Genomic DNA, 24,435 nt, shown 5'->3' on the forward strand with positions numbered 1-24,435 from the left:
CCGGCGACGAAGTCCAGCGTGCCGGTCACCGTCGCGCCCTCCGCAACGTTCTGCGAAGCCTCATTGGTCGCCGTCGGCACGTCGTCGGACACCGTCACGTTGACGGTGCCGGTTGCCTGGGTGCCGTCGGTATCGGTGGCAACCACGCCGACATGGCCCAGATTGACCAGGTCGTCGAGATTGACGCCGGGATGGGCATCGTAATTGTTGTTCAGCGTCGCCGTCACCGTCGCCACGTTGTTGGCAACCGATAGGTCCAGCGTCACCACCGTCACGGCGCCGTCCTTGCCCACGACCTGGGTGTCCGACACCCTGGTCCAGGTCAGGTTCGCGGTGTTCAGCCCGCTCAGGTCGGTGCCGAAGGCGATCGAGGCGATCGCATCCGAGCCCGGCGTGAAGGTGATCGAGTTCGAGGCGAGGTCCGGACCGGCCGGCGTCGAGCCGTCGCTCAGGTTCTGGTCGTCAAGCGCCAGCGTGATCGGTGCACCCGCAGCCGGGGCCGCACCGTCCGTGATCGTGAAGGCGATGTTGGCCGTCGAAGTGTCGAGGTCGCCGTCCGTCACCGTGTAGGTCGCGTTGACCGCCACCGGACCGGAACTGTTGTCGACCGAGGCGTCCGGCGTGAACGAGTAGGATCCGTCCGCCTTCACCTGAATGGTGCCCGCGCCGATGTCGACCGACTGGGAATAGCCCGTGCCGGGATCGAAGGTCAGCAGCGTGCCGTTGATATGCGTCACCGTGGCGCCGTCGGCGCCGGCGACGAAGTCCAGTGTTCCGGTCAGTGCCGGGGCACCTTCAGCAATCGACTGCGAGGCTTCATCATGCGCCGTCGGCACGTCGTCGACGATATTGACGGAGAGCGTGGCGTTCGTGCTTTGCAGATCCTGGTCTGTCAGCGTGACAGTTAAGTTCTCGAAAAGGCTGTTGGTGTCTTGGCCCGCGGCGTGCCCCTCGTTGTCGGCCAGCGTGTAGGTATAGCTCACCTGGCCGGTGGCGGCATCGTAAGCCGTCACATTGAGCGTGTTGCCGAGCGCGGTGGTGAAGGAGCCCGCGGTGAACACGCCATTGGTGATGAAAGTGTGGCCGTCGATCGCCAGCGAGGCGATGCCGTCGGGCGAGGAGATGGTGAAGGTGCCGGCGCCGGTCTCGGCCGTGCTTGCCGGATCGGACCCTGGTCCGCCCGGCGTCCCGACATTCAATGCCGCCTCGTTGACGATGACGTCGCCGCCACCGGCCTCCGGCGTCAGGTCCGTGATCTCCGGCGTCGAGTTGCCGATCGAAATCGTCAGCGTGGTGTGCGAGGTGTCGCCGTCGCCGTCCTTGATCGTGTAGGTGAAGACGTCGTTGACGCCGCCGGGCGTGCCGGCATCGCGAACGTAGCTGCAGGTGCCGTCGGCGGCCAGCGTCAGCTTGCCATAGGTGCCCTGGATCTGCGTGCCAAGCGTGGCCGCGTCGTCGACAGCGGCATTGGTGTTACCAGCCTGGACGCCAACCACTGTCGCGCCGTCGGCGCCCTTGGTGTCGGCAACGCCGTCCGTGGTGTTCGCGTCGACCGCGTCCGTACCGCCGACAAGCACATTGCCCGTCGCGGGGCCAAACTGGCCTGCGGCGATGCTGTCCGTGTCGGCAACCGCCGTCGGCACGTCGTCGACGATGGCGACGGCAAAGGTGGTGCTGGCCGAATCGCCGTCGACATCCGTAACTGTGATGCTGAAATTGTCCGGAACCGTGTCGTTGGGATTGAACCCGTCCCCCTGAAGGGGATGAGTGACCGATTCGGTCACGGTGTAATTGTATTCGATAGCACCCGTGCTCGGATTGTAGGAGACGATCGTCAGGTAGCCGAAATCGCCCGGAATCTGCTGGCCGACACCGGTAACGGTGACGCCGTTGATGACGATGGACCCGATACCATCCGGCGCGTCGATGCTGATCGTTCCGATGCCGGAGGTTTCCGCGTTACTCGGCGCGTCGCTGCCGGGTGATTGAGCGGGGCCGCCGTCAAGACCGGTTTCGCTGGCCGCCTGGTCCGGGGTGAGCAATGATGTGGCCACCACTGAAACCGGCCTGTCGACGACAGACGGGAAGAGTTCGCGCCGATCCAGAAGCCCAAATTGCAGAGCCGTGGGCGGCAACAGTGCCGACAGACCGAATCCGTCGCCGATGCCGCCGGGGGGAACCGAGAAGTCTGCGCCCGCACTTGGGTTCGAACCGCCGGGGCCGGCCGAAATCGAACCATCGGCACCGAAGGCGACATCGACGTGGCTTGCTTCAAGCGCTGCCAGCAAGGCAACGCGCGGCACCTCGACGTCACCGATGATGAAGGTCGGCACGTTGAGCGCGCCATCCTTGATCACGATCACCGAGCCATCGGCCTGTTCGAGCACGAGGTTGTGGCCGTCGACCTTGATATTGTCGATCGAGACGTTCGCCGGAAGCTTCACCACGTTGCTTGCGTCGGCCACGTATTCGTGGGGCGCAGCTGCCGCCGGGGCCTTCGCCTCCGCAGGTGCATCTTGTTTGACGGGCGCGCCGCTGCCGACATCGACCGGTACGGGCTCGGCAGGCGCCGCCTGGGCGGCCTGCGCTACCTGCATCCCCGCCTGCGACGGCGACCCGCCATGCTCATCGGGAGAGTGTTGGTCCCAAGAATTCGAGACGGTGTCCAGTTCGTTATTGTTCGTCATAGCCAAACCCTCCGGTATTTCCCGGCAAGAGACAGTGACGGCCCCAGCTTTGCAACTGTCCTGCAATCACTTTCATATATTCCGATATAACTGTCTCGGCATTATTTTCACGTGGTAAACCCCAAACATATAATCTGATATACATTGCCGGGACCGTGGCCGTTTGATATCCGCCAGTCGGGATGGGTTGGTAACCAACAGTATAAAATTGAATAAAATTTTATGCAAATTAGATGTTCCGGTTTTCCAGAAACTTATCCACCTTCATTTCCAGTAATTTGAGACAAGATTGGTAGCGTCCACAATCAAAGGTGGGCGTTATGAAAAAAGAAAAATCTGCCCCGGGGGTAACCGGGCTGAAGCTGCTCCTGCTGGCTATGGGCATCGCAAGCCTGCCGCAGCCATCCTTCGCGAGCGGCGTTGCCGAGGGTAACCGCGCTGTCGCTGCAATGCTCGCGGGGGTCGAAACCCCGTCCAGTCTCGGCGGCGTTTCGCTGGCTCGGCCGCAACCCTGGCAGCCCGTTTCAACCTACAGGGTCGGCATGGTTTTCGGCAGCTATGGTCCTGTTGCCGTTTATGAAAAGCGCGGTGCTTCGATAGCGCAGGACGACCCCGGGATCGACCCGATCCAGACGGCGGCGATCATTCCCGGCGTGTTTGGGTCGGTTGCCCTGTCTATGCGCAATTTCCCGGTCTCGGCGCGCTGGGCGCCTGTCTACAAGGCAATTGTCGAGTGCACCGCGGGCAGTGCATGCGAGCGCAAGAACAGCACCTTTGCCGGGATCGTCGAGGCAGCCCGGGACAAGCACTTCATCGACAAGCTGTCCTTCGTCAACTCGAGTATAAATCGCGCGATCGCCTACAAGAAGGACAGCGTGGTTTACGGCAAGCTCGACTACTGGGCGAAGCCCTCGGAAATCCTCGAGCGGCGGGCAGGGGACTGCGAGGATTTTGCCATCCTCAAGATGGCCGCGCTGCTGCATGCGGGCATCCCGGCTCAGAGCATGTCGCTGGTTGTCTTGCAGGATCGCAAGCGCGGTTTCTTCCATGCCGTACTGTCGGTCAGCACCGGCAGCGGGGTGTTCATTCTCGACAGCCTGAGCAATGTCGTTTCACGCGACACCGATCTGCCGAGCTATGTGCCGCTGTATTCGTTCAGCACCGACCGCGCATGGATCCATGGCGCAAAGACCGGCTCTGCGCAAATAGCCGATATCAAGGGCGGCCTTTCGACGGTCGCGCCGGGCGAAGGTCTGCAACAGTAAGTATGCCGTCACGGTGTCTTGGGCGCCCTAGCCGCCGAAGACGAACGCCATCAGCAGTTCCGGCTCGACGACCGGCGCCCGCGCCGCGTTCAGTTGACCCCGGTAGCGGCGGTCACCGGCGCCGATGACAAAACCGGTAGCGACCGGCGTCTCGCCATTGGCCTCGAGCTTGGCGAATATGTCGGCGACATTGAGATCCAGCGCCAGCTTGAGGTCGTGGCGCGCGTCCTCGTTCGGCGCCGCCGGCAATTGACGACGCACCAGTTGCTGGAACGGTGCATTGAAGGTCAGGATCTTCTTCGACGACGACAGGGCAAAGGCCGGCGAGGGACAGGCGACCAGAATGGCGTTGATGGTCTTGATCGACGCCAGCCTCTGCAAGGTCAGGTTCTCGTCGGCCAGTCCACGCATGCAAGCTACGCGGATTGCCGATGTCAGGTTTCCGGTGTTGGCGTGGCTCTCGGCGATCTCTTCGATCAGCATGCCGATCGTGCATTTCCGGTTTTCGGCCATTTGCTTCAACGAGGTCCAGAACGCACGTTCCAGACGAATGCCACGGCGCGTGCCGCCACGCGCCACGACCCGGAACTCCAGTCCGAAATCCTCTGCCGCCAGCGGCGGGAGCAGCCGGTCGCGATCGGCAGGAGGAGAGATCGCGCTACCGCTCACTCATCGCCTCCTCGCGCGCCTTGTTGATAGGCTTCATCAGGTAGGTGAGGATCGTCTTGCGTCCGGTCTTGATGTCGACCGAACAGATCATGCCGGGGATAATCGAATAGGTCTTGCCGTCGCGTGTCAGCGTCGATTTGTCGGTGGCGACGCGAACCTGATAGTAGGGTTCGCCGGTCTTCTGGTCGACCAGGCTGTCGGCGGTGATGTTCGAGACCTTGCCTTCGATGCCGCCGAAGATCGAGAAGTCATAGGCAGTCACCTTGATCAGTGCATCCTGCCCCGGCCGGATGAAGGCGACGTCTCGCGGTGAAACCCGCGCTTCGACCAGCAGGGTCTCGGAGGTCGGCACGATACCCGCGACGACAGCGCCGGGCTGGACGAAAGCGCCGACGGTGTTGATGTCGAGTGTGTTGACGATACCGTCGACAGGCGACCGTATGTCGGTGCGCGCCACCTTGTCGGTGGCGCCGCGTATCGTCTCATCCACCACCGAGAGGTCGGCGAGCGCCTGTGTCAGATCGCTGAGCGCTTCCTGTTGCAGCTGCAGGCCGAGTTCATCGACCTGAAGCTGGGCTTCCGTGATGGCCGACTTCGCTTTCTTGATGGTTTCTCCGGCGAGTGCCAGCTGACCATTGAGCTCGGTCTGCTCGCGCTCGACGCGGAGTTGTTCGGTTCGCGCCATCAGGCCTTTCTTGACCATCGCTTCGACCAGCTTCGCCTCCTGGTCGCTGACGGCCAGATTCTTGGTGAGGCGATCGGCATTGGCGTTGGCCTCATCCAGCTCCTTCTCGCGCTGATCGAGGCGCGACTTGAGAACCGATAGCTTGACTTCGAAGTTGTCGCGGCGCGCGATGAGCAGCTTCTGCTCGTTGTCGCAGATTTCCGGCGCGACCTTCTGGATCTCGGACGGGCAGGGAAATGCGCCCTCGAGATTGCCGGTCTGTTCGAATTTGAGCCGTGCAATGCGCGTCTGCAGCGCCCGCGCCTTGGCCTGCTGCTCGCCAAGGCTTGAGGTGTTGAAAGTGTTGTCGAGGCGAATGATGAGGTCGTTCTTCTTGACGATCTGCCCGATCTTCACAGCGATTTCCTGAACAACGCCGGGCTCGCTGGCCTGGATGACCTGGGTCTTCGACGCGGGTATGATCTTGCCGTCGCCGCGTGCGATTTCATCGACCTCGGCAAAGGACGCCCAGGCGACCGAACTCGCAAAAAGCGCTCCGATGATGAATATCGACGCTGACGCAAAAAGCGGCGGGCGGTCTTCCCTGGCAAGCATTTCCCATGCCCCAACGTATTGAATGCACTCAACAAGTCTGTTTCTGTCAGGCGCTCGTTCTCTGCAGCGCCTGTATCACTTGGTCTTTCGGTCCATCGGCAACGATCTTGCCCTGCTCGATGACAATCAGGCGGTCGGCCAACTCCAGCATGCTGAAGCGGTGCGTCGAAACGATCAGCGTCGTGCTGCGATCGAAAGCCACCTTGAGCTGCTTGATCAACTGGCGCTCGGAAGCCAGATCCATCGAACCGGACGGCTCGTCCAGGAAGACGATTTTCGGTTTGGTCAGCAACAGGCGGGCAATTGCCATTGTCTGCCTCTGGCCGCCCGAGAGATTGGTGCCGCGCTCGCCGACATTCATGTCGTAGCCGCGCGGGTGGCGGGAGACGAAATCGTCGACGCCGGCAGCCTTGGCCGCTTCGACGATCTGTTCATCGGTCGCCTCCGGACACGCCATCAGGAGATTTTCCTTGATGGTGCCCGAAAACAGATCGTTGGCCTGCGCGACGATACCGACCGCGGCGCGAACCTCCGACGGGTGGTATTGGCGGATGTCGATCCCGTCCAGCAGCAGCTCTCCGGAGGTCGGCAGGAAGAGCCTGCCGATCAGCCGCCCCATGGTTGTCTTTCCCGAGCCTATGCGGCCGATGATGCCGATCCGCTCACCGGGCTTCACCGAGAAATTCACGCCGGTCAGAACTTCGTTTTCGGAACCCGGATAGACAAAGCCGACGTTCCTGAACGCCATCGCGCCGTTGCGAATGGGCCGGTTGACAAAACCAACCGTGTCCGGCCGATCCTCCGGCTGCGCCATGATCGAGTTGACAATTCGCAAGGAGAGCATTGCCTGACGAAGTCTGGACAAGGTGATAGCGATCTGCCCAAGCGGAGCCACCGCCCGGCCCGCCAGCATGACGGTGCCGATAATGGCGCCGGTCGAGACATGCCCTTCCGAAAAGGCATAAGCGCCGGCCACGATCAGGGCGACGGTCACCAGCTGCTGGATGGCCTGCGTTATGTTGCCGGCGGCAGCCGAAAGCTGCTTGATCTTCTCGGAGGTGTTTGATGCGTTCTTGGAATGCTCTGCCCATTTTCGCAGAAGATACGCCTCTGCCCGCAGCGACTTGATCGTCTCCAGCGTGGAGATGGATTCAACCAGCAGGGCCTGGCGTTGCGAAGCCTCGTTCATGGACGCGGCAACGCGTTTGCCGATGCGCCGTTGCGTGATCAGCCCGACGATCACGGAGGCGACAAAGGCAATGGCTGGTATGATGACCAGCCAGCCGCCTATGGCATAGATGACAAGAAGAAAGACGAAGACGAATGCTGTGTCGATGAAGACGCTGATGGTGTTCGACGTGAAAAACTCGCGCACGAACTCGTACTGCGTCACCCGATTCGCATATTCGCCGGTTGAGCCGGGCCGTGCCGACAAGGACGAGTTCAGCACCTTCTCGAACAGCATATAGGAGATGCGAAGATCGGCCTTGCGCCCGGCATAGTCGATCAGCGACGCTCGGGCGGTTTTCAAGAGCAGGTCGAACAGAATGACCGCGCCGATCCCGATAGACAGCACCCAAAGCGTCGATATCGCCTTGTTTGGCAAGATCCTGTCGTAGACATTCATGGTGAAGATCGGCGAGGCAAGAGCCAGGAGATTGATGAATACCGCTGACAGGATGACCTTCGAATAGGTGCGCCAGAATGGCCCCATCGTTCCGGTCAACCAATGTCGCCGCTCGATCTTGGCCGCCGAACCGACGCTCATCCCCTCGACCGCGTTGGCATAGGTTATCGAGAAGGAAACGCCGCCGCTTATGTAGCTTCCGGCAAGTTCGGATTTACTGATGGTTGTGCGACCGTCCTCCTGGGGAGCGGTCGTAAATCCATCGTCCTCTGTCTCGGCAAGCAGCGCAACCGGCAATTGGCTGACGCGAAACAGGATGGCGGGGAGGTCGATGCGTCCGCGAAGAAAATCGCGATGGCTGAACTCCGTGATTTCAAGACCGACGCGTTCGGCAAGATGCCGAATAGCGTCGATATCGATTCGGGTATCCGACAGCGGCACGCCGGCAAACAGCACGGTCTCGGCACTCGGCCTGCCCAGGTAGCCGGCAACAGCCGAAAAGCAGGCCTTGAAGGCCTCCTTTGGCGACAGGATTTTAGGTTGTGGGTTCACGATCCGCCCGCAGGACTGTCGTTCGACCTTGGCCTTACTATTTTTTCCTTACCGGCGCGAGGATGTCAAAAGGCAGATCGTTCTTCTGCTCCGACGGCGTACGTGCATAGGTTTCGGTGTCGGCCGTTTCCGGTGCATTGAACTCGGCCTTGGCGTAGGCGGTTGCCTGTTTGGCCGGCTGAAGGTCCATGGTCTTCAGCAACTGTCCGGTTGCCGCCAGCAGGCGGTACTGGGCGAAAAGCGACGCGTAGGACGCGGTGTCGGCAAGCGTTGCTGTGTTGAACCGGGTGTTCTGTGCGTCAAGCACGTCGAGCAGCGAGCGCTGTCCGACCTTGAACTGCTCGCGATAGGAAGCGACCAACTTTTCGTTGGCGGCAGCTTGAAGCTTCAGCGTCTTGGCCAGATCGGCCTGCCGGAAGCGTCGATCCCACGACGTACGGACGGCTTCCTCGATCTCGCGCAGGACCTGGTGCAGGACGAGGCGCTGCTCGCTGGTGCGGCGAACCTGTTCCTGTTCGTTGGCCTTGTCGATGCCGCCGCGATAAAGGTTCCAGCGCAGCACGACCCTTGCCTGAAGGTCGCTCGTGTCGCCATCACTGCCATCGATGTCGGATCCTGCCCGGGCGATACCTTCAGCCGTGATCGACGGCCCGAATTTTGCCCGTGCTGCATCCACGAGGGAAGCCGCCGCGTCGATATCGCTGTTGGCCATATGCACGCGCGGATTGTTCTGTCGTGCCAGCCCGATTGCTTCATCAAGCGATCTCGGCAGCGCGGCGGACACATCGCCCGGCCTCGAGGCGCTGGTCAGCGGCTTTCCGACAGTCTTGAAGAACCGGATCTTTGCTGCCTCCAACTCCTCGGTGGCTTCCTGCACACGGGCCTTGGCGGCGAACAACCGCTCCTCAGCCTGCTGTCGATCGGCCTCGTTCAGCGCGCCGCCGGCAATGCCTTGCCGGATGTCGCCGAGAATTCCCTGATGGAATCCGAGGTTCTTCTTTGCTTCGACAACGATCGAGGCCTGCAACATGGCTTCGAGGTAATCCTGGACAACCGAGAGCCCGATGAATTCGGACCGTTCCAGAACCCGGAACGAGGCGCCGTCGACGCGCGAGGCCTGGCGGTTCAGTTCCGCGCGCCTTGCACCGCTGTCGTAGAGCGTCTGGGTAACCGTGAGGTCGGTTTCAGCTGGATAGAGCGCGTCGTTCTCGATCGAAAGCGAGCGCCTGTCCGGATTGTCGAGGCGGCGAGCCCCCGCCGACGCTTCCAGATCAACGCTGGGAAGATAAAGCCCCTTCGCCTGGCGCAGTTCGAATTCTATTGCTTCGCGATTTTCGATTGCCTGGCCAATCTCGGGATTGGACTCCACCGCGACCGCCATCGCCTCTTTAAGAGTGAGAGCGTGAGCATTCCCGCAGCTCAATATGGCAACCGTCGTCAGCAGGCCAAGGCGCTTGCATATGGCCGACATAGTTGTCGAATTCATTTTACCCACCCCAACGTTCCCCCTGCATCTTATTCCAAGCGCTACAACCCAAGCATGATTGTCTACAAATTTACAATTTAGTGGTCGCTAAAACCTTGGACTCAAGCCACAAAGTTACGGAATGTAGCAAAAATAGCACAAAAAGACGCCTGGCTGCACTCTGATCGAGCCACCGCCGACCACATACGCGTGGTTTCTACGGTCTGCAACCCTCGAACTGACGCGCAGGGCGGGATGCCGCGCTGTGACCGGCAGGTGTACCGTCCCTACTCCGTTGTGCTTGCTTTTTTTCTGCGCCGATTGGTGTGCGACTGCGCGACGGCCATTTGCAACTCGGGTGTGATCTCCAACGGCGCATTCTCTGCCTCGTGTGGATTCTGGAGCCCCTGGACGTGGACGGTCGGAAATGGCAGTTCGATGCCCTGTTCCTTGAAGACCTGGCGCAGGCGCACATAGAATTTGCGTTTCATGCCGAAGGCGCCTCCGGGTCTGATCATGGCCTTCACCCTCAATACGATGCCGTACTCGCCGAATTCCTGCACGCCCTGCATCTTGATCGGGTCGAGCACCCAGTTTTTGAATTCAGGATCTTCCGCCAGTTCGAGGCCGATTCGCTTGATCAGCTTGCGAGCGAAGTCGATATCGGTGTCATAGCCGACGGTGATGTTGAACTTGTCGATAACCCAGTCACGGCTCTGGTTCTGGACTGCCCCGAGTTCACCGAACGGTATCGTGAACAGCGGACCACGATGGTGGCGCAGCTTCACCGAGCGCAGCGAAAAGCTTTCCACAGTACCCTTGTAATTGCCCGAGGAAATGTATTCGCCGACACGAAACGCATCATCGAGCAGAAAAAACACGCCCGAAATGATGTCCTTGACAATCGTTTGTGCCCCAAAGCCCACCGCGACGCCGACGACGCCGGCGCCGGCGATCAGCGGACCGATCTGGATACCCAGCGAGGCGAGCATCATAAGCACCGCCATCACGATGATCGATGCGAGCAGAATGTTCTGGAGGATCGGCAACAGCGTGTGCAGCCGCGCCTGCTGCGGATCGAGGATCGGGACCTCCTCGTCGCTGATCAAAGGGTGCGGTGCTTCGATGCCCAGCTTTCGTTCGATCAAAGCCTTGATGATCGACCAGCCGAAATCGGCTGCAAGCGCAATGACCACGATATTGATCAGCCCGCGCAATATGAACATCGTCGTCGTATCGCTGTCGTGCATGGATTGCATGTTCAGACCCCAGACGCGCGCGAGAAAGTAAGCCGCCGCCAGGATGAAAATCATTCGGATTGCGCGATCGATCACAGCGATCGTCACCGCCGGGATCGTAGGCCGGCCTGCATCTTCCGAACCCGGCCGGAGAACGAAATTAACCCCGCGCTGAGTCAGCACGATTGCCAGGGGCAGGAAGAATGCGGCGAAGGTAAACCAGAAATAGGTATAAAGGCCGGCGATGCGCTGCAGGAACAGAACAACGAAGTAAGCAGTCAACAGCCATGTCGTTTCCGCGTGACCGCTGTGGCGTGCACCGTCTCGCAGCGTTCTTGGCCGGCGCCAGATGGCAAGCAGCAAGAGCACCAGCAGCACGAAATCGGCGCCCAGCGACAGGACCATCATTGCGTCCTGGTCAATGCCGAGACCCGGCAAGAGGATGAACGCGGCGCCGAAGAAGGCGAAGACGCCGACGATCCGGGGTAGCCAATAGGCCCAATGATCAGCCGTATCGTTCGTGATCGGCAAAGCACGAACCTCGACGGCGTGCTCAACCTCCATGAAGGACGGGACGAGCGTGGCCATCACGTACAGGCGCACTCCCCATGTAAGGACTGCCGCCATCAGAAACGTCAGCACAATTTCGCGGATAAGCATTGGCCAGTCGAACAACATGAACGCGCCGGCGCTGCCCAGTGCGAACGAGACGATCAGCATGCTGGAATAAAGCGTACGACCGCCGATCTTCTTGGCCCGCCCGATGGGCGTGTCTTTCGGTTGCGCGATAACCCAGAGTCGAAATGGACGGGTGAGCTTGTATATCGCCCAGGTGAGCGCCAGGCCGGCAGCGATGAACATCGCAATCAGGATCAATACGCTGACAGGCCCCTTGCTGGACATGTCCTGCATGGTCTCCGCACGAACGCGCGCGAACTGGCCTGGCAGCAGGGGCAAAGTCCGCACGATTCTCTCGATATGGTGCCTGATCCGATCGAGCGTCGAGGACGCCATCGTGTTCATCTGGCCCGGTGCTGGCGCCGCGTCGGACGATCCGTCGGCCGGCGAAGCTCCCGTCTCGGCAGCTGTTGACCCGGCGTCCCGATTTCGTTGTTCGGCAACCCAGGCCTTCACCGACGGATCGTCGAGAAGCTCGAACAGCTGTTTGACCCTTTCAGGCGGGGCGGTCGCCGGCGCCTGCGCCTGCGCCTGACCAGCTAACAGGAGGGCGATCGCAAAGACGAGCGGCCGGGCAATCAGGACAAACATCGCCGTCAGATCTCCGAGACGTCGTGCCGGACGCGCTAGCGCCTTGGCTCCCAATCGTCGATTCATGAGTGGCATCGTACTGTAACCTTCCGGCCAAATCGGCGAGCAAAGACAGCGAGGTCCGTCGTTGCTCCTACCTTGAACAAGCCGATGTTGTGGTGCAAGTCTCATCGTTCCTGGCTAGTCCGTTGGGCAGGGTACCTGGCGAGCGGCAAGGCTGTGGTCGTGGCCATTGTTTCATGCACTGGCGACAAGGGGCGCCGCCGCGTCGCGCGGACTCACATTAGCAATTGATTTTATTGATAAAAGTGGCCCAAGACGCTTTGGGATGTCCATCACCATTGCCTGCTATTTTTGACATAAGTCTTGTCTCTCCCTTATCGGAAGGACCTTGAAGTTCGACAATTAAGGATATCTTATATCCACAAAGATGCACTATCCTTAATAGCGAAATTGACCGTGACGGAATGGAAGGGCGTCTACGACATCCTCACCAAGGATAGCTACACCGTCAGCGTCGTCCAGAACCCGACCCTATCTCTCAAGGAAAACGCGCTCGTCACCCGCCGTGTGATCGATGCCATGGGTGGCAAGGTCGTGTTGGGTGGCACGCCACTGCCCTCGGGACTGACTGCGGCACCATGTCTCTGTGCTGGTCGCGAGAGCTTGGTTGCCAATCCGAGGGCAGCCACTGAAACTGTCGCGTCGACCACCTCCTACCGAATGAGAATTCGCGCATGAACATAGACGGTATCTGCGATCCACGCTTTGCCGGCGTGCGCGACGCGTTTGCCACGAGTTTCGCGCAAGGGCTGGAGCATGGCGGCGGCGTGTCGGTCGTGGTCTACGGCAAGACCGTCGTTGATCTGTGGGGCGGTCATGCCGATGCCGCGCGCAGCCGTCCGTGGCGGCAGGACACGCTGGTCAATGTCTGGTCCTGCACCAAGGGCGTCGTGGCCTTGGCCATCGCCATGTTGGTGGAGCGTGGCAAGCTCGATTATGCCGCCCCCGTTGCGCGCTACTGGCCGGAATTCGCGGCCGGCGGCAAGGAGCGCATCACGCTCGATCAGGTGATGTCGCATCAGGCCGGGCTGAACGGTCTCGCCGTGCCGATGGACGAGGCAGGACTGTTGGCGTGGACGCCCTTTGTCGACGCGCTTGCCGCCATGTCGCCCCTATGGGAGCCGGGTAGCCGCTGTGTCTATCACGCTCTCACTTATGGCCACCTCGCTGGCGAGGTACTGCGCCGCGTCGACGGACGAAGCATAGGCCGCTTCATCGCGGAAGAGATCGCAGGCCCGCTTGGCGCCGATTTTCATGTCGGTCTGCCGGCCAGCGAGGATCCCAGGGTCGCCGAGATGATTGAAGGCCCAAAAACGTCGGACTGGGTCGAGTTTGTCCGCGCCTCTCCTTTTCCCCACGCATCCAATAATCCGACACCCCGGGCAACGGCACCCAACGACCGCGCCTGGCGCGCCGCCGAGGTGCCGGGCGGCAATGGCCAGTCGACGGCACACGCACTGGCACGCATCTACGGCATGATGGCGGCCGGCGGCGTTTGGGAGGGCAAGCCTCTGATCGGCCCTACCGCGGTCGAAGAAGCAGCAAGACCTCGCATTCGCGGCATGGACGACAGCTTCGCGTTGCCGACCGCCTTTGCCGCCGGCTATCAGATGGAGGATCCCACCTACGCCAGCCGCGCGTCGCCGCAAACCTTCGGCCACAGCGGCTGGGGCGGCGCCATCGGCTTTGCCGATCCCGCCGCCGGTGTCGGGTTCGGCTATGTCACCAACCGTATGCTCGGTTTCGACGACTTGGACCCGCGCCGCAAGGTTGTGATCGACGCCGTCTACGACGCGCTCTGATGTAAGCACACACGCTGGTCATTGATTTCGCTGGCTCCGAACATCAGGAGACCAGCGCGCCAACCACCGCGGCACAGTCACCGGCTTTGACCAGGCCTGGAAAATGCCGCGCCGCCAGCATGCCGGACATTTTCGCTTTGATTTCCTGCGGAGCGACACCGGTGCGGCCGGTGGAGTGGATGCGCGCCAGCACCGCGCCTTCTTTCACGGGTTCGCCGAGATCGACCATGGTTTCGATCATGCCGTCGTCCTCGGCGAAGGAGAAGCAATCGCCTGACGGCATGTCGAGCCACTGGGTTCGAGTCTTCTCGACCGCACCATCGACGATGCCGGCATGGCGCAGCACATTGAGAATGCCGCGCCGTGCAATCCGCACCGTTTGCGCGCGCGAGGTGCCGCCGCCGCCGAGCTCGGTGCTGACAAAGACCTTGCCCATCTCCTCCGCCGCGGTGTCGTACATGCCGACCGCGTCGATCTCGATCATGCGCATCGAGAACGGCGCCGAGAATGCCGCGACCGCGTCAAAGGCTTTCTGCTCCTGTGCCTTGTCGGGCAAAGTGTGCGCGGCGCAGAAAGGCACGAAATCGAGCGTCTTCCCGCCGGAGTGGAAGTCAAAAACGAGGTCGGCACGCGGCAGCAATTCACGCTGAAAATAGTCGGCGATCTTTTCCGTCACCGTGCCGTCGGGCCGGCCAGGAAAGCTGCGGTTCATGTTGCCCTTGTCGCTCGGCGACGTCCGCGTGCCGGCGCGAAAGGCGGGATAGTTCATTGCCGGCACGATGATCACCGTGCCGCTGACCGTCCTGGGATCGAGCGTGCGGGCGAGATCGTAGAGCGCCAGCGGCCCCTCATACTCGTCGCCATGGTTGCCGCCCGAAAGCAGCGCCGTCTGCCCCTTGCCGTTGCGGATGACGCAGATGGGAATCATCACCGAGCCCCACGCGGAGTCGTCGCGACTGTAGGGCAAGCGCAGGAAACCATGCTGGACGCCATCCTTGTCGAAATCGACGGTCGGGGCGATCGGGGATGGGCGGGATATCGGGGTCAATTCTTCACCACAAGTTTGCGCGGCACATTGGCCAGGCACTCTACACCGGTTTCGGTGATCAGGATGGATTCGGTGATCTCCAGTCCCATCGTCTCCAGCCACAGGCCGGTCATGAAATGGAAGGTCATGCCGGGCATGAGTTCGGTGCGATCGCCGGGGCGCAGGCTCATGGTGCGTTCGCCCCAGTCCGGCGGATAGGACAGGCCGATCGGGTAACCCGTGCGGTTGTCTTTGACGATTCCGTATTTCTTCAAGACGGCGAAGAAGGCGTTGGCAATGTCCTCGCAGGTGTTGCCGGGTTTGGCCGCTGCAAGCCCCGCCTCCATGCCTTCCAGCGTCGCCTTTTCGGCGTCGAGAAATTCCTGCGTCGGCTTGCCCAGAAAGACGGTGCGCGACAGCGGGCAGTGATAGCGGTTGTAGCAGCCGGCGATCTCGAAGAAGGTGCCTTCGCCGGACTTCATCGGCTTGTCGTCCCAGGTCAGATGCGGTGCCGAAGCGTCGGCGCCCGACGGCAAGAGCGGCACGATTGCCGGATAGTCGCCGCCGATCCCATCGACACCGCGCGTGCCGGCATCATAGATCTCGGCGACCAGATCGCATTTGCGCATGCCGACTGCGATCTTGTCGACGATGCGCTGGTGCATGGCTTCGACGATGCGCGCTGCCTTGCGCATATAATCGATCTCGGTCACACTCTTCACCGCGCGCTGCCAGTTGACCAAAGCTGTGGCATCGACAAAGCGGGCATTGGGCAGGTGTTTCTGCAGCGAAGAGAAGGCGGCGGCCGAGAACCAGTAATTGTCCATCTCGACGCCGATGGTCAGCTTGCCCCAGCCGCGATCGGCAAGCACGCTGGACAAAAAATCCATGGGGTGGCGCTCGGTCGACTGCACATAGTGGTCGGCGTAGCCGACGATGTTGTCATGCGCGAGATAGGCGGTGCGCTTGGCGCCGTTGGCGTCCTGGCCGCGGCCGTACCAGACCGGCTCCCCCGATGGCGGCACGATGACTGCCTGGTGTACGTAGAACGACCAGCCATCATAGCCGGTCAGCCAGGCCATGTTGGAAGGGTCGCTGACGATCAGGAGGTCGACGCCCTTCATCTCCATGGATTGCCGTGTCTTGGCGAGGCGATCCGCAAATTCGGCCCGCGAGAATTTCAGGTTCGGTTGCATTGTTTTTGGTCCTCGTTTGTTGGGCCTCGCGGCCAGCATCAGCTTTCAAAGATGGTTCCGGCATTGGCCGCCCGCGCCCGGTCTCGGGCGAGCGTTGCAATCGCCGTGTCCTGCACGCCGGTGCCGGTGAGGTCGGCGATGGTGATGTCGCTGGCTGAGCCCCTTCCATGACGTTCGCCGGCGATGATCTGGCCGAGTTCGGTGACCTCGGCGTCGGCACTCATCACGCCCGACGCAATGGCGTGATGGAGTTCGCCGAGACGCCGCGTTTGCTTCGCGCTGTCGGCGACATAGAGATCGGCCATGCGCAGGATCGCCGGCGCGATCTCGTTCTTGTGCTCGGCGTCCGAGCCCATGGCGGTGATGTGCTGGCCGGCAACGACAAAGCCGGCCTTGATCAGCGGCTCGGTCGACGGCGTGGTGGTGACGATGATGTCGGCGCCGCCAACAGCCTTTGCCGCGTCCGGTTCGGCGCGCACGAGGATGCCAAGTTTTTCGCGCAGCGCGCTTGCCGTCGCCTCCGCCTTGACGGCATCGCGCGCCCAGATGCGCGCCTCGGTGATCGGCCGCACCAGCATGAGCGCTTCGAGCTGCAGTCCGGCCTGCACGCCGGCGCCGAAGATCGCGGCAACAGACGAATCCGGCCGCGATAAATGCTTCGCCGCGACCGCCCCGGCAGCGGCGGTACGGATGTCGGTGAGATAGCCATTGTCGAGCAGCAGCGCTTCGACCACGCCGGTTCTTGCCGAGAGCAGCACCATCATGCCGCCCCCGCTGGGCAGACCGAGTTTCGGATTGTCGAAGAAGCCGGAACTTATCTTGACGGCGAAGCCATCTATGCCAGGCACATAGGCCGACTTCACATCGACCTCGCCGCGATGCTCGTGAATATCCAGCCGCAGAATCGGCGGCATCGCGACAGGCAGCGTGGCAAGCGCACGGAAAGCGTTTTCGACGCAGGCAACAGCGTCGAGATCGAGCGTCACGATTGTGCGCAGTTCTTTCTCGGTGAGGATCGTCATCTGGCTCATGCCGCGGGCTCCGCAATGGCGTCACCGCAGATGATCTTGCGATGCGTGTTCATATCGATGTTTCGACCGGACAGCAGAACCATGACCGGCCCGTTCACTCTGACCTTGCCGGCGAGCAGCGCGGCGATGCCGACCGCGCCGGCGCCTTCGACGATCTCGCGTTCCTGTTCGTAGGCATGGCGGATGCCGGCGGCGATCTCGTCCTCACTGAGCAGGATGACATCGTCGAGCAGGTCGCGGCACATGGCGAAGGTCAGCCGGTTGTCGAGGCCGATGCCGCCGCCGAGCGAATCCGCCAGCGTCGGCAACTCCTCGACCTCTACCGGGCGGCCGGCATCGAGGCTGGCCTTCATCGCCGCGCCGCGCGCCATCGAAACCCCGATGACTTTTGTTCCGCGGCTGACGCCCTTCACGGCTGCGGCGATGCCCGAGGCCAGGCCACCGCCGGAGAGCTGCACCAGCACGAGGGCGGCGTCCGGAACCTGGGCGATCATCTCCAGCCCGAGCGTCCCTTGTCCGGCGATGATGGCGGGATGGTCGAAGGGCGGCAGCATCACCAACCCTTCTTGCGCCACCAGCCGCTCGACCTCTTTCTGCGCCTCATCCTGACTGTTGCCGACGATACGGACATCCGCGCCAAGGCGGCGGATTTCGTCGAGCTTGTTGCCCGGCACCCGCCGCGACATGCAGATCACCGCGCGCATGCCTTCGAGCTTCGCGGCATGAGCAAGCGCACGGCCATGATTGCCGGTCGAGGCAGCGACCACGCCGCGCGCCTTTTCATCCGCGCTCAGCGACGCGACAGCGTTCGAAGCACCGCGCAGCTTGAAGCTTCCAGTGGTCTGGCGATGTTCGAGTTTGAGGTGAACGGGGACGCCGAAGCGTTCCGACAGGCTGTGGGACAATACGGTTGGGGTGCGCTCGACCATGTTGGGGATACGCTCACGGGCGGCATGGATGTCCGTTAGGGTGACGGCGCGCGTCATGGGGCGACTCCCTCTGGCCTGCCGGCCATCTCCCCCTTGAGGGGGGAGATCGGCAGCCTCAGCGTTGCCGCTCTTCCTGCAACGTCGATGATTGGCGAAGGCGTGGCAGCAGCTGATCTCCCCCCTTGAGGGGGAGATGGCCGGCAGGCCAGAAGGGGTCGCTCGTGAATGAAGGACATAATCTTACTGTCCCAGCGGCAGCGTCATCAGACGGCCGAACTCAGGGCGCGTTGTCCCGTCGCCGCAAAGCCGCAAGCAATTCCAGGCGCTCGCCTGATTGCTGGTCACCACCGGGCGGCCGATCGCCTCTTCCATGCCGGCAACGGCGAGCGCACCCCGCAACGCCGTGCAGGACACGAACAGCGCGTCGGCCTCGGCATGCGTCGCCTCACGCGCCAGATCGACGATCGCTGCCGGCGCGATGCGCGCCATCTCGCGGTCGTCCTCGAAACCGAGGCAGGTGAAGCTGAGGATCTCGAAACCCCGCGCCGCAAAATAGGCGGCCATCGGCTTAGAGGTTTCGACGGTGTAAGGGGTGAGGATGCTGATCTTCTTCGCGCCCAACGCCTTCAGCCCACGCACGCCGGCCATCGGCGGCGTGACGACGGGAACGCCCGATTTAGCAGACTGGATCGCGGCCTCGATTTCGGCATCACCGATCACCACCGAGGCCGAGGTGCAGGAATAGCAGATGGCGTCGAGGGTCTCGTCGGGGAGGATGAGCGCCGCGCCTGCTGCCAGCTCCGGCTGCATCTTGCGAAGGTTCTCGGGCGTGGTCGGGTTCTTGTAGGGGATGCGCGCGACATAGACGCCGATCCGCTCGCTCGCCACCATGCGGCGAAAATCCGGTTCGCTGGTGTGGTCTGTGGCAAGGATGATCAGGCCGACGCGCTTCTCCAGCGGACGCGCGTCGAGTGCCGGCCTTGTCGGCATCTGCCTGATTTCGGGCAGCGGTTTCATTTCAGGGTTACCTTTCGATCTTGCCGTAGCGATGTTCCAGCCAGCGCAGCAGCACGACGGAAAAGAGGCTGATGACGAGGAAGAAAGCGCCGACCAGCGTGATCGGCTCGATGTAGCGATAGTAGGTGTTGGCGACGCTCTTGGCCTGGTTCATCAGCTCCAGCACGGTGATCGCCGACAAGAGCGGCGTCTCCTTGAACATGGCGATGAAATAGTTGGCCAGCGCCGGGATCATCGGCGGAATGGCCTGCGGAATGATGATGTTGGTCCAGGTCTGCGTGGCGCTCAGATTACAGGCCTTGGCCGCTTCCCACTGGCCGCGCGGCACATTGTCGATGCCGGCGCGGTAGACCTCGGCCGTGTAGGTGCCGTAGTGCAGCCCGAGCCCGATGACGCCGGCAACCAGCGGCGGCAGCAGGATGCCGAAATCCGGCAGCACGTAGAAGATGAAATAGAGCTGCACCAGCAGCGGCGTGCCGCGGATGAATTCGGCCGCCCAGCCGACGCTGCGCGACAGCGCCTTGTTGGGCGAGCGCCGCGCCAGTGCGATGCCCAGCCCGACGATTGCGGCCAGCACGGAGCCGAGCAGCGTCGCCAGGATGGTGATCTTCACGCCCTGGATCAGCGTCGGCATGATCTCCCAGACGAAATTCCAATCCCACTCCATCAGACGCGCACCCCATCGAGGCCACGCGCCATGCGGCGTTCCAGAGAACGTATGCCCCAGGAGATGATCAGCGCCAGCGCGAAATAGATGATCAGGATGGTGGCGAACGGCACCAGCGTGTTGCCGGTCTGCGAGCGCACGACCTGCGCCTGAAAGGTGAGATCGGCGAGCGAGATCAGCGACACCACGGACGTGGCCTTGAGCAATTCGATGGCGTTGTTGCCGAAGGTCGGCAGCATGATCAGCAGCGCCTGCGGCAGGATAACGTGGCGCATGCCTTGCCAGCGGCCGAAATTGAGCGCGATGCAGGCTTCGTATTGCTCACGGCCGACCGACTGGATGGCACCGCGCACCACTTCAGCCGCGTAGGCGCCGACATTGAGGCCCAGCGCCAGCACGCCGGCCTGCAGCGGGGTCAGCTCGAGGCCGATCAACGGCAACACGAAATAGGCAAAGAACAGCTGCACGAAGATCGAGGTGCCGCGGAAGAATTCGATATAGACGGTTGCCAGCCAGCGCAGCGCAAAGAAGCGCGACACGCGCCCCATGCCGGCAAGAAACGCCATGATCAGCGCAAGCACCGACCCCATCAGCGTCAGCTCGATGGTGACAAGCGCTCCCTGCAATATCAGGCCGAGATAGCCGGACCACTGGGTCATAGAGTTGGAGGGTTCCCTACGTTGAGTTCGGCAGATGAGGGGTGGCGCAAGCTTCTCCGAACTTGGCGCCGCCCCTCCGTGTCATAACGGCAGCCCTACGCTATCGCTTCGGGCGTTCGTTGTTCGAAAAGCCAAGCAATTGGCTTTTCGTCCGCTGCGCGGACTACGCCTCACCCCCGTAAACGGGGAGAAGGCAAAGAGGCGCGCTATTTCGCTGCGCAGAGCTTGTCGCGGGTCGTTGACATCGCCGCTGCCGCCGAGAAGCCGTAAGGCTCGATAATCTTGGCGAACTCGCCCGATTTCTTCAGCTTGGCAAGTTCGACATCGAAGGCATCGCGCAAGGCCTCATCGCCCTTCTTGAAGGCGGCGCCATCGCAATAGACCGGCGCACCCTGCACCGGCGCAATGACTTCGAGGTTCGGATCGTTGGCCTTCTTGACGAGGTCGTTGATCGACAGAACGGGAAGCGAATAGGCGTCGATGCGGCCGTCCTGCAGCATCTTCAGGCCGCTCTGGCCGTCCGGCACGACGATGACGCGTTCGCGCGGCACGCCGGCGTTGAGCGCCAACTTTTCCTCGGTGCCGCCGCCCGGCGCGCCGATCGTGGCTGACGTGTCCTTGGCGACGTCCTCGTAGCTTTTGAAGCCTTTCGGATTGCCCTTCTTCACCAGCATCGCCTCGGCGTCGCACAGCACCGGTTCGGAATAGACGACCGCCGCGCAGCGCTCCGGTTTCATGAACAGGCCGGCGGTGACGGCGTCGAAGCGGCCGGCCTGCAGGCCGGGGATCATCGCGCCGTACTCCGAGATCGACGCGACGATGTCGCCAACGCCGAGACGCTTGAAGATCTCGCGGGCCACGTCGGGCGCCGCGCCCGAAACCTTGCCGTCGGCGGCGACCGCCGTGTAGGGCGGCTCGTTGGCGATCGCGACGCGGGCAAAGCCCTGCGCCTTCAGCTGCTCAAGCTTGCTGTCATCGGCCGAACCGGTGCTTGAAGCGGCCAGAACCGCCGTCAGTGCGAGACCGGCGACGCCGGCCAGAATGCCAAGTTTCTTCATTGTTCCCAACTCCTTGTTTGTCTTCTTGGTTTTGTCTGGGGCGGTCTTCCGCCCCGCAAAGCGGTCAGACACGATGTCCGGCCGCGATGATCTTCTTCAGGAAGCCTTGTGTGCGCTCCTGCTTGGGATGGCGGAAAATCTCGTCGGGCTTGCCTTCCTCGACGATCCGGCCGCGGTCGAAAAACAGCACGCGGTCGGCGAAGTCGTGGGCAAAGCCCATCTCATGGGTGACGAGCAGCATGGTCATGTCGGTCTCGGCGGCGAGCTTGCGCATGACGTTGAGCACCTCTTCGACCAGCTCCGGATCGAGCGCCGAGGTCACCTCGTCGAACAGCATGATCTTTGGCGACAGCGCCAAGGCGCGGGCAATCGCCACGCGCTGCTTCTGGCCGCCGGACAATTGCGCCGGCATCGACTTCGCCTTGTCGGACATGCCGACCATGTCGAGCAGCTCCATCGCCCGCTTTTCGGCGGCGGCGCGCGGCGTGCCCTTGGTCAGCATCGGCGCCAGCGTGACATTGTCTATGACGCATTTGTGCGGAAACAGATTGAACAGCTGGAAGACCATGCCGATCTTCTGGCGCATCTTGGTCAGGTGCCGCTCGTCGGCGGGCAGCAGCTGGCCGTTGCGCTCCATGTGGTAGAGCTGCTCGCCATCGATCTGGATATGGCCGCCGTCGATCTTCTCCAGCGTCATCAGGATGCGCAGGATCGTCGTCTTGCCCGAACCGGACGGGCCGATCAGCGCCAGCTTCTCGCCCGGCATGACCTGCATCGACAGGCCGTCGAGCACCTTGAACGAGCCGAAGCTCTTCGAAATGGCGTCGACCTTGATGATGGGTGTGGACAAATGAATTTCCCCTACTGGAGAAGCCTGTGCTCTTAACGATGGGGAACGTGCCAAATCATGTCAATTGGGAAAATAAAATCATGACAATATTTCCGGCGCCGCACAATTGCAGGGCAATTTGCGCTCAGATCGCGAGCAGAAGATGCTCCGGATCGCCAAGCAGCAGCTTGGTGACAACGCCGAGGCCGGCGCGCAGTTCCCCCTCGGTGGTCGAGCCCAGCGAGATGCGCACCGCCGGATGCCAGGGCGCGTCTGAGATGCGGAAGGAGGTGCCGGGCGCGATCGCCACGCCTTGCAGGCGGGCCTGGGCGACGAAGCTCTCCTCGGCGCGGTCGGCCGGCAATTGCAGCCAGACATGGAGCCCGTCACGCCGGACGCGGTAGTCGACCCCGGCCAGCACTTCGGCCGCGATGTCCTGGCGCCGCCGCAATGCCGCGCGCTGCCAGCGCACGAGCTCCATCGCCGTGCCGTCGGCCACCCATTTGGTGGCGATCTCGGCCACCAGCGGCGTCGCCATCCAGTTGGACACCAGATGCCGGTTGGCCACAGCCGCGACGTAGCGGTCGGGCGCGGCGAGATAGCCGATCCGCAGGCCAGGCACGGTGATCTTGGTGAAGGACGTCACGTAAAGCGTGCGCTCCGGCGCGAAGGCGGCAACCGGCGGCGGCCGGTCCTCAACCAGCGGACCCAGCACATCGTTCTCGATGATGGCGATGTCATGCTTGCGCGCTACCGCTGCGATCTCTTCGCGCCGCCGCGCATCCATCAGCGTGGCCGTCGGGTTGATCACCGAAGGCTGCGCGAAGACCGCGCGAATGTCGGTGAGCTGACAGGCCTCGTCGAGCGCCTCCGGGATCAGGCCATTGCCGTCGATCGGCAGGCCTTCGAGGTTGAAGCCGAGATAGCGGGCAAGCGGCACCAGCGTGTGGTGGCCGATGGCTTCGGTGGCGACGGTCGAGCCCGGCGGCGCAACGCTCATCAGCGCTACCGTCATCCCCGCGGTGGCGCCGTTGGTGAGACTGATATTCTGGGCGGAGACATCCAGCCCGCACAGTTTCAGCCAGTCCACCGCCACCGCGCGGTGGCGCGGAAACACCATATTGGGCCGGAACGACAGCGCCGAACTGGACGGAAGGTTTTCCGCCAGCCAGCCCAGCGCCTGCTTCAGCCGCTCCAGATGCATAGGCTCGCAGACCGGCTTCAGGATGGAGAGGTCGATGACTTCGCCGAGGCGCTCCGGCAGATAGGGCGGCTCCGGCTCGCGGCGCTGCGTCTGGACAAAGCTGCCGCGGCCGATCTCGCCCGAAATCAGGCCTCGCCGGATCAGTTCCTCATAGGCGCGGCTGATCGTCTGCACCGACAGTTTCAAATCGTCGGCCAGCCTTCGATGCGTCGGCAGCCGCGCGCCATTGGCGAGGCGCCCGTCATGGATGGCGCGCGCGAACTGGTCGGCCAGCGATTGATAGGCCGGCCGCCGAAGGAGCGCGGGATCAGGTTGCCACAATGTCATGACTTATTAGAGATCGAAATCAGTGCAATTGACAATCGAAATAATGCGCCATCATGGTGATGCCGACAAAAAAGCGGACGCCGATGACATCAGCCAAACTCGACGCGATCGACCTGAAAATCCTCGACGCCATCCAGCGCGACGGGCGCATCACCAAGCTGGCGCTGGCCGAGCAGGTGGGCCTGTCGCCGACGCCGTGCTGGATGCGGCTGCGCAAGCTGGAAAAGGGCGGCATTGTCTCGGGCTATCACGCCAGGATCGCCATGCGCGTCGTGGCGCCGGTCGCCACCGTGCTGATGGAGGTGACGCTGGCCAGCCACCGCCAGGCCGATTTCGACCGCTTCGAACGCGTCATCCGCGACATCCCCGAGATCGTCGCCTGCTGGTCGGTGGGCGGCGGCGTCGACTATGTGGTGAAGGTGATGGCGCGCGATATCGACGCCTATCAGCGGCTGGTCGACGGCTTGCTCGAACGCGAGATCGGCATCGATCGCTACTTCACCTACATCGTCACCAAGACGGTGAAGGAGGAAATCGTTCTCCCCGTCGCCGACCTGCTGCCGGCATCGTAGGCC

The 24,435-nt window shown here is 62.3% G+C and carries 20 protein-coding genes; 4 read left to right on the forward strand and 16 right to left on the reverse strand.

Translation table 11 applies throughout. The features are described 5' to 3' along the window. The coding region (locus tag FJV77_RS30345) for an Ig-like domain-containing protein (RefSeq protein WP_210246572.1) at positions 1 to 2,687 on the reverse strand (2,687 nt) is incomplete at its 3' end. Between the two features lie 320 nt (positions 2,688 to 3,007). On the opposite strand from FJV77_RS30345, the gene FJV77_RS30350 reads away from it, so the two are divergent. Continuing rightward, positions 3,008 to 3,952, forward strand: coding sequence for a transglutaminase-like cysteine peptidase (locus FJV77_RS30350; RefSeq protein ID WP_142870049.1), 945 nt, complete (start codon positions 3,008 to 3,010; stop codon positions 3,950 to 3,952). A 27-nt stretch (positions 3,953 to 3,979) separates the two neighbouring features. Here FJV77_RS30350 and FJV77_RS30355 read toward each other — a convergent pair whose 3' ends face one another. From FJV77_RS30355 to FJV77_RS30375, 5 genes are all read right to left on the reverse strand, one after another. Continuing rightward, the gene (locus FJV77_RS30355; protein ID WP_142870050.1) at positions 3,980 to 4,621 is read right to left on the reverse strand and encodes a ribbon-helix-helix domain-containing protein; all 642 of its coding nucleotides are present in this window, start codon (positions 4,619 to 4,621) and stop codon (positions 3,980 to 3,982) included. Then, a complete protein-coding gene (locus FJV77_RS30360) occupies positions 4,611 to 5,900 on the reverse strand; it encodes an HlyD family type I secretion periplasmic adaptor subunit (protein WP_142870051.1) in 1,290 nt (429 codons plus the stop codon). Before FJV77_RS30360 ends, FJV77_RS30355 begins: the two co-directional genes overlap by 11 nt. A 46-nt stretch (positions 5,901 to 5,946) precedes the next feature. Next, complete coding sequence (locus tag FJV77_RS30365) at positions 5,947 to 8,079, reverse strand: type I secretion system permease/ATPase (RefSeq protein ID WP_142870052.1); 2,133 nt, start codon at positions 8,077 to 8,079, stop codon at positions 5,947 to 5,949. A gap of 37 nt (positions 8,080 to 8,116) precedes the next feature. Next, positions 8,117 to 9,565, reverse strand: a complete 1,449-nt coding sequence (locus tag FJV77_RS30370) for a TolC family protein (protein WP_142870053.1) — start codon at positions 9,563 to 9,565, stop codon at positions 8,117 to 8,119. Between the two features lie 266 nt (positions 9,566 to 9,831). After that, positions 9,832 to 12,051, reverse strand: a complete 2,220-nt coding sequence (locus FJV77_RS30375; RefSeq protein ID WP_142870054.1) for a mechanosensitive ion channel family protein — start codon at positions 12,049 to 12,051, stop codon at positions 9,832 to 9,834. Positions 12,052 to 12,510: 459 nt separating this feature from the next. On the opposite strand from FJV77_RS30375, the gene FJV77_RS30380 reads away from it, so the two are divergent. Together FJV77_RS30380 and FJV77_RS30385 are read left to right on the forward strand one after the other, a co-directional pair. Next, positions 12,511 to 12,792: a hypothetical protein gene (locus tag FJV77_RS30380; RefSeq protein ID WP_142870055.1), complete on the forward strand. Its 282-nt coding sequence runs from the start codon at positions 12,511 to 12,513 to the stop codon at positions 12,790 to 12,792. After that, on the forward strand, positions 12,789 to 13,916 hold the full coding sequence (locus FJV77_RS30385) for a serine hydrolase domain-containing protein (RefSeq protein WP_142870056.1): 1,128 nt from the start codon (positions 12,789 to 12,791) through the stop codon (positions 13,914 to 13,916). The genes FJV77_RS30380 and FJV77_RS30385 overlap by 4 nt, the downstream gene beginning before the upstream one ends. A 43-nt stretch (positions 13,917 to 13,959) precedes the next feature. On the opposite strand, the gene doeB is transcribed toward FJV77_RS30385, so the two are convergent. The 10 genes from doeB to FJV77_RS30440 form a co-directional block, all read right to left on the reverse strand. Beyond that, the gene (doeB, locus tag FJV77_RS30390) at positions 13,960 to 15,003 is read right to left on the reverse strand and encodes a N(2)-acetyl-L-2,4-diaminobutanoate deacetylase DoeB (protein ID WP_185970479.1); all 1,044 of its coding nucleotides are present in this window, start codon (positions 15,001 to 15,003) and stop codon (positions 13,960 to 13,962) included. Then, positions 14,961 to 16,139 (reverse strand): ectoine hydrolase DoeA, encoded by a 1,179-nt coding sequence (gene doeA, locus FJV77_RS30395; protein ID WP_142870057.1) that lies wholly within the window; start codon positions 16,137 to 16,139, stop codon positions 14,961 to 14,963. Before doeA ends, doeB begins: the two co-directional genes overlap by 43 nt. A 38-nt stretch (positions 16,140 to 16,177) precedes the next feature. Further along, on the reverse strand, positions 16,178 to 17,170 hold the full coding sequence (locus FJV77_RS30400; protein WP_142870058.1) for a cyclodeaminase: 993 nt from the start codon (positions 17,168 to 17,170) through the stop codon (positions 16,178 to 16,180). Next, on the reverse strand, positions 17,167 to 18,156 hold the full coding sequence (gene eutB, locus FJV77_RS30405) for a hydroxyectoine utilization dehydratase EutB (RefSeq protein ID WP_142870059.1): 990 nt from the start codon (positions 18,154 to 18,156) through the stop codon (positions 17,167 to 17,169). The genes FJV77_RS30400 and eutB overlap by 4 nt, the downstream gene beginning before the upstream one ends. A 183-nt stretch (positions 18,157 to 18,339) precedes the next feature. Beyond that, positions 18,340 to 19,116, reverse strand: a complete 777-nt coding sequence (gene eutA, locus FJV77_RS30415; protein WP_142870060.1) for an ectoine utilization protein EutA — start codon at positions 19,114 to 19,116, stop codon at positions 18,340 to 18,342. Positions 19,117 to 19,123: 7 nt separating this feature from the next. After that, entirely contained in the window at positions 19,124 to 19,783 is a 660-nt protein-coding gene (gene ehuD, locus FJV77_RS30420) for an ectoine/hydroxyectoine ABC transporter permease subunit EhuD (RefSeq protein ID WP_142870061.1), read from the reverse strand. Then, complete coding sequence (gene ehuC, locus FJV77_RS30425) at positions 19,783 to 20,442, reverse strand: ectoine/hydroxyectoine ABC transporter permease subunit EhuC (protein WP_142870062.1); 660 nt, start codon at positions 20,440 to 20,442, stop codon at positions 19,783 to 19,785. Before ehuC ends, ehuD begins: the two co-directional genes overlap by 1 nt. Positions 20,443 to 20,648: 206 nt before the next feature. Continuing rightward, complete coding sequence (gene ehuB, locus FJV77_RS30430; protein ID WP_142870063.1) at positions 20,649 to 21,500, reverse strand: ectoine/hydroxyectoine ABC transporter substrate-binding protein EhuB; 852 nt, start codon at positions 21,498 to 21,500, stop codon at positions 20,649 to 20,651. Between the two features lie 64 nt (positions 21,501 to 21,564). Further along, complete coding sequence (gene ehuA, locus FJV77_RS30435; RefSeq protein WP_142870064.1) at positions 21,565 to 22,350, reverse strand: ectoine/hydroxyectoine ABC transporter ATP-binding protein EhuA; 786 nt, start codon at positions 22,348 to 22,350, stop codon at positions 21,565 to 21,567. 124 nt (positions 22,351 to 22,474) lie between these two features. Then, the gene (locus FJV77_RS30440; protein WP_142870065.1) at positions 22,475 to 23,860 is read right to left on the reverse strand and encodes a PLP-dependent aminotransferase family protein; all 1,386 of its coding nucleotides are present in this window, start codon (positions 23,858 to 23,860) and stop codon (positions 22,475 to 22,477) included. A gap of 83 nt (positions 23,861 to 23,943) precedes the next feature. On the opposite strand from FJV77_RS30440, the gene FJV77_RS30445 reads away from it, so the two are divergent. Beyond that, a complete protein-coding gene (locus FJV77_RS30445; RefSeq protein WP_142870066.1) occupies positions 23,944 to 24,432 on the forward strand; it encodes an Lrp/AsnC family transcriptional regulator in 489 nt (162 codons plus the stop codon). The last annotated feature ends 3 nt before the right edge of the window (positions 24,433 to 24,435 follow it).

It is taken from the genome of Mesorhizobium sp. WSM4306 (assembly GCF_007003975.1).
GTDB lineage: Bacteria > Pseudomonadota > Alphaproteobacteria > Rhizobiales > Rhizobiaceae > Mesorhizobium.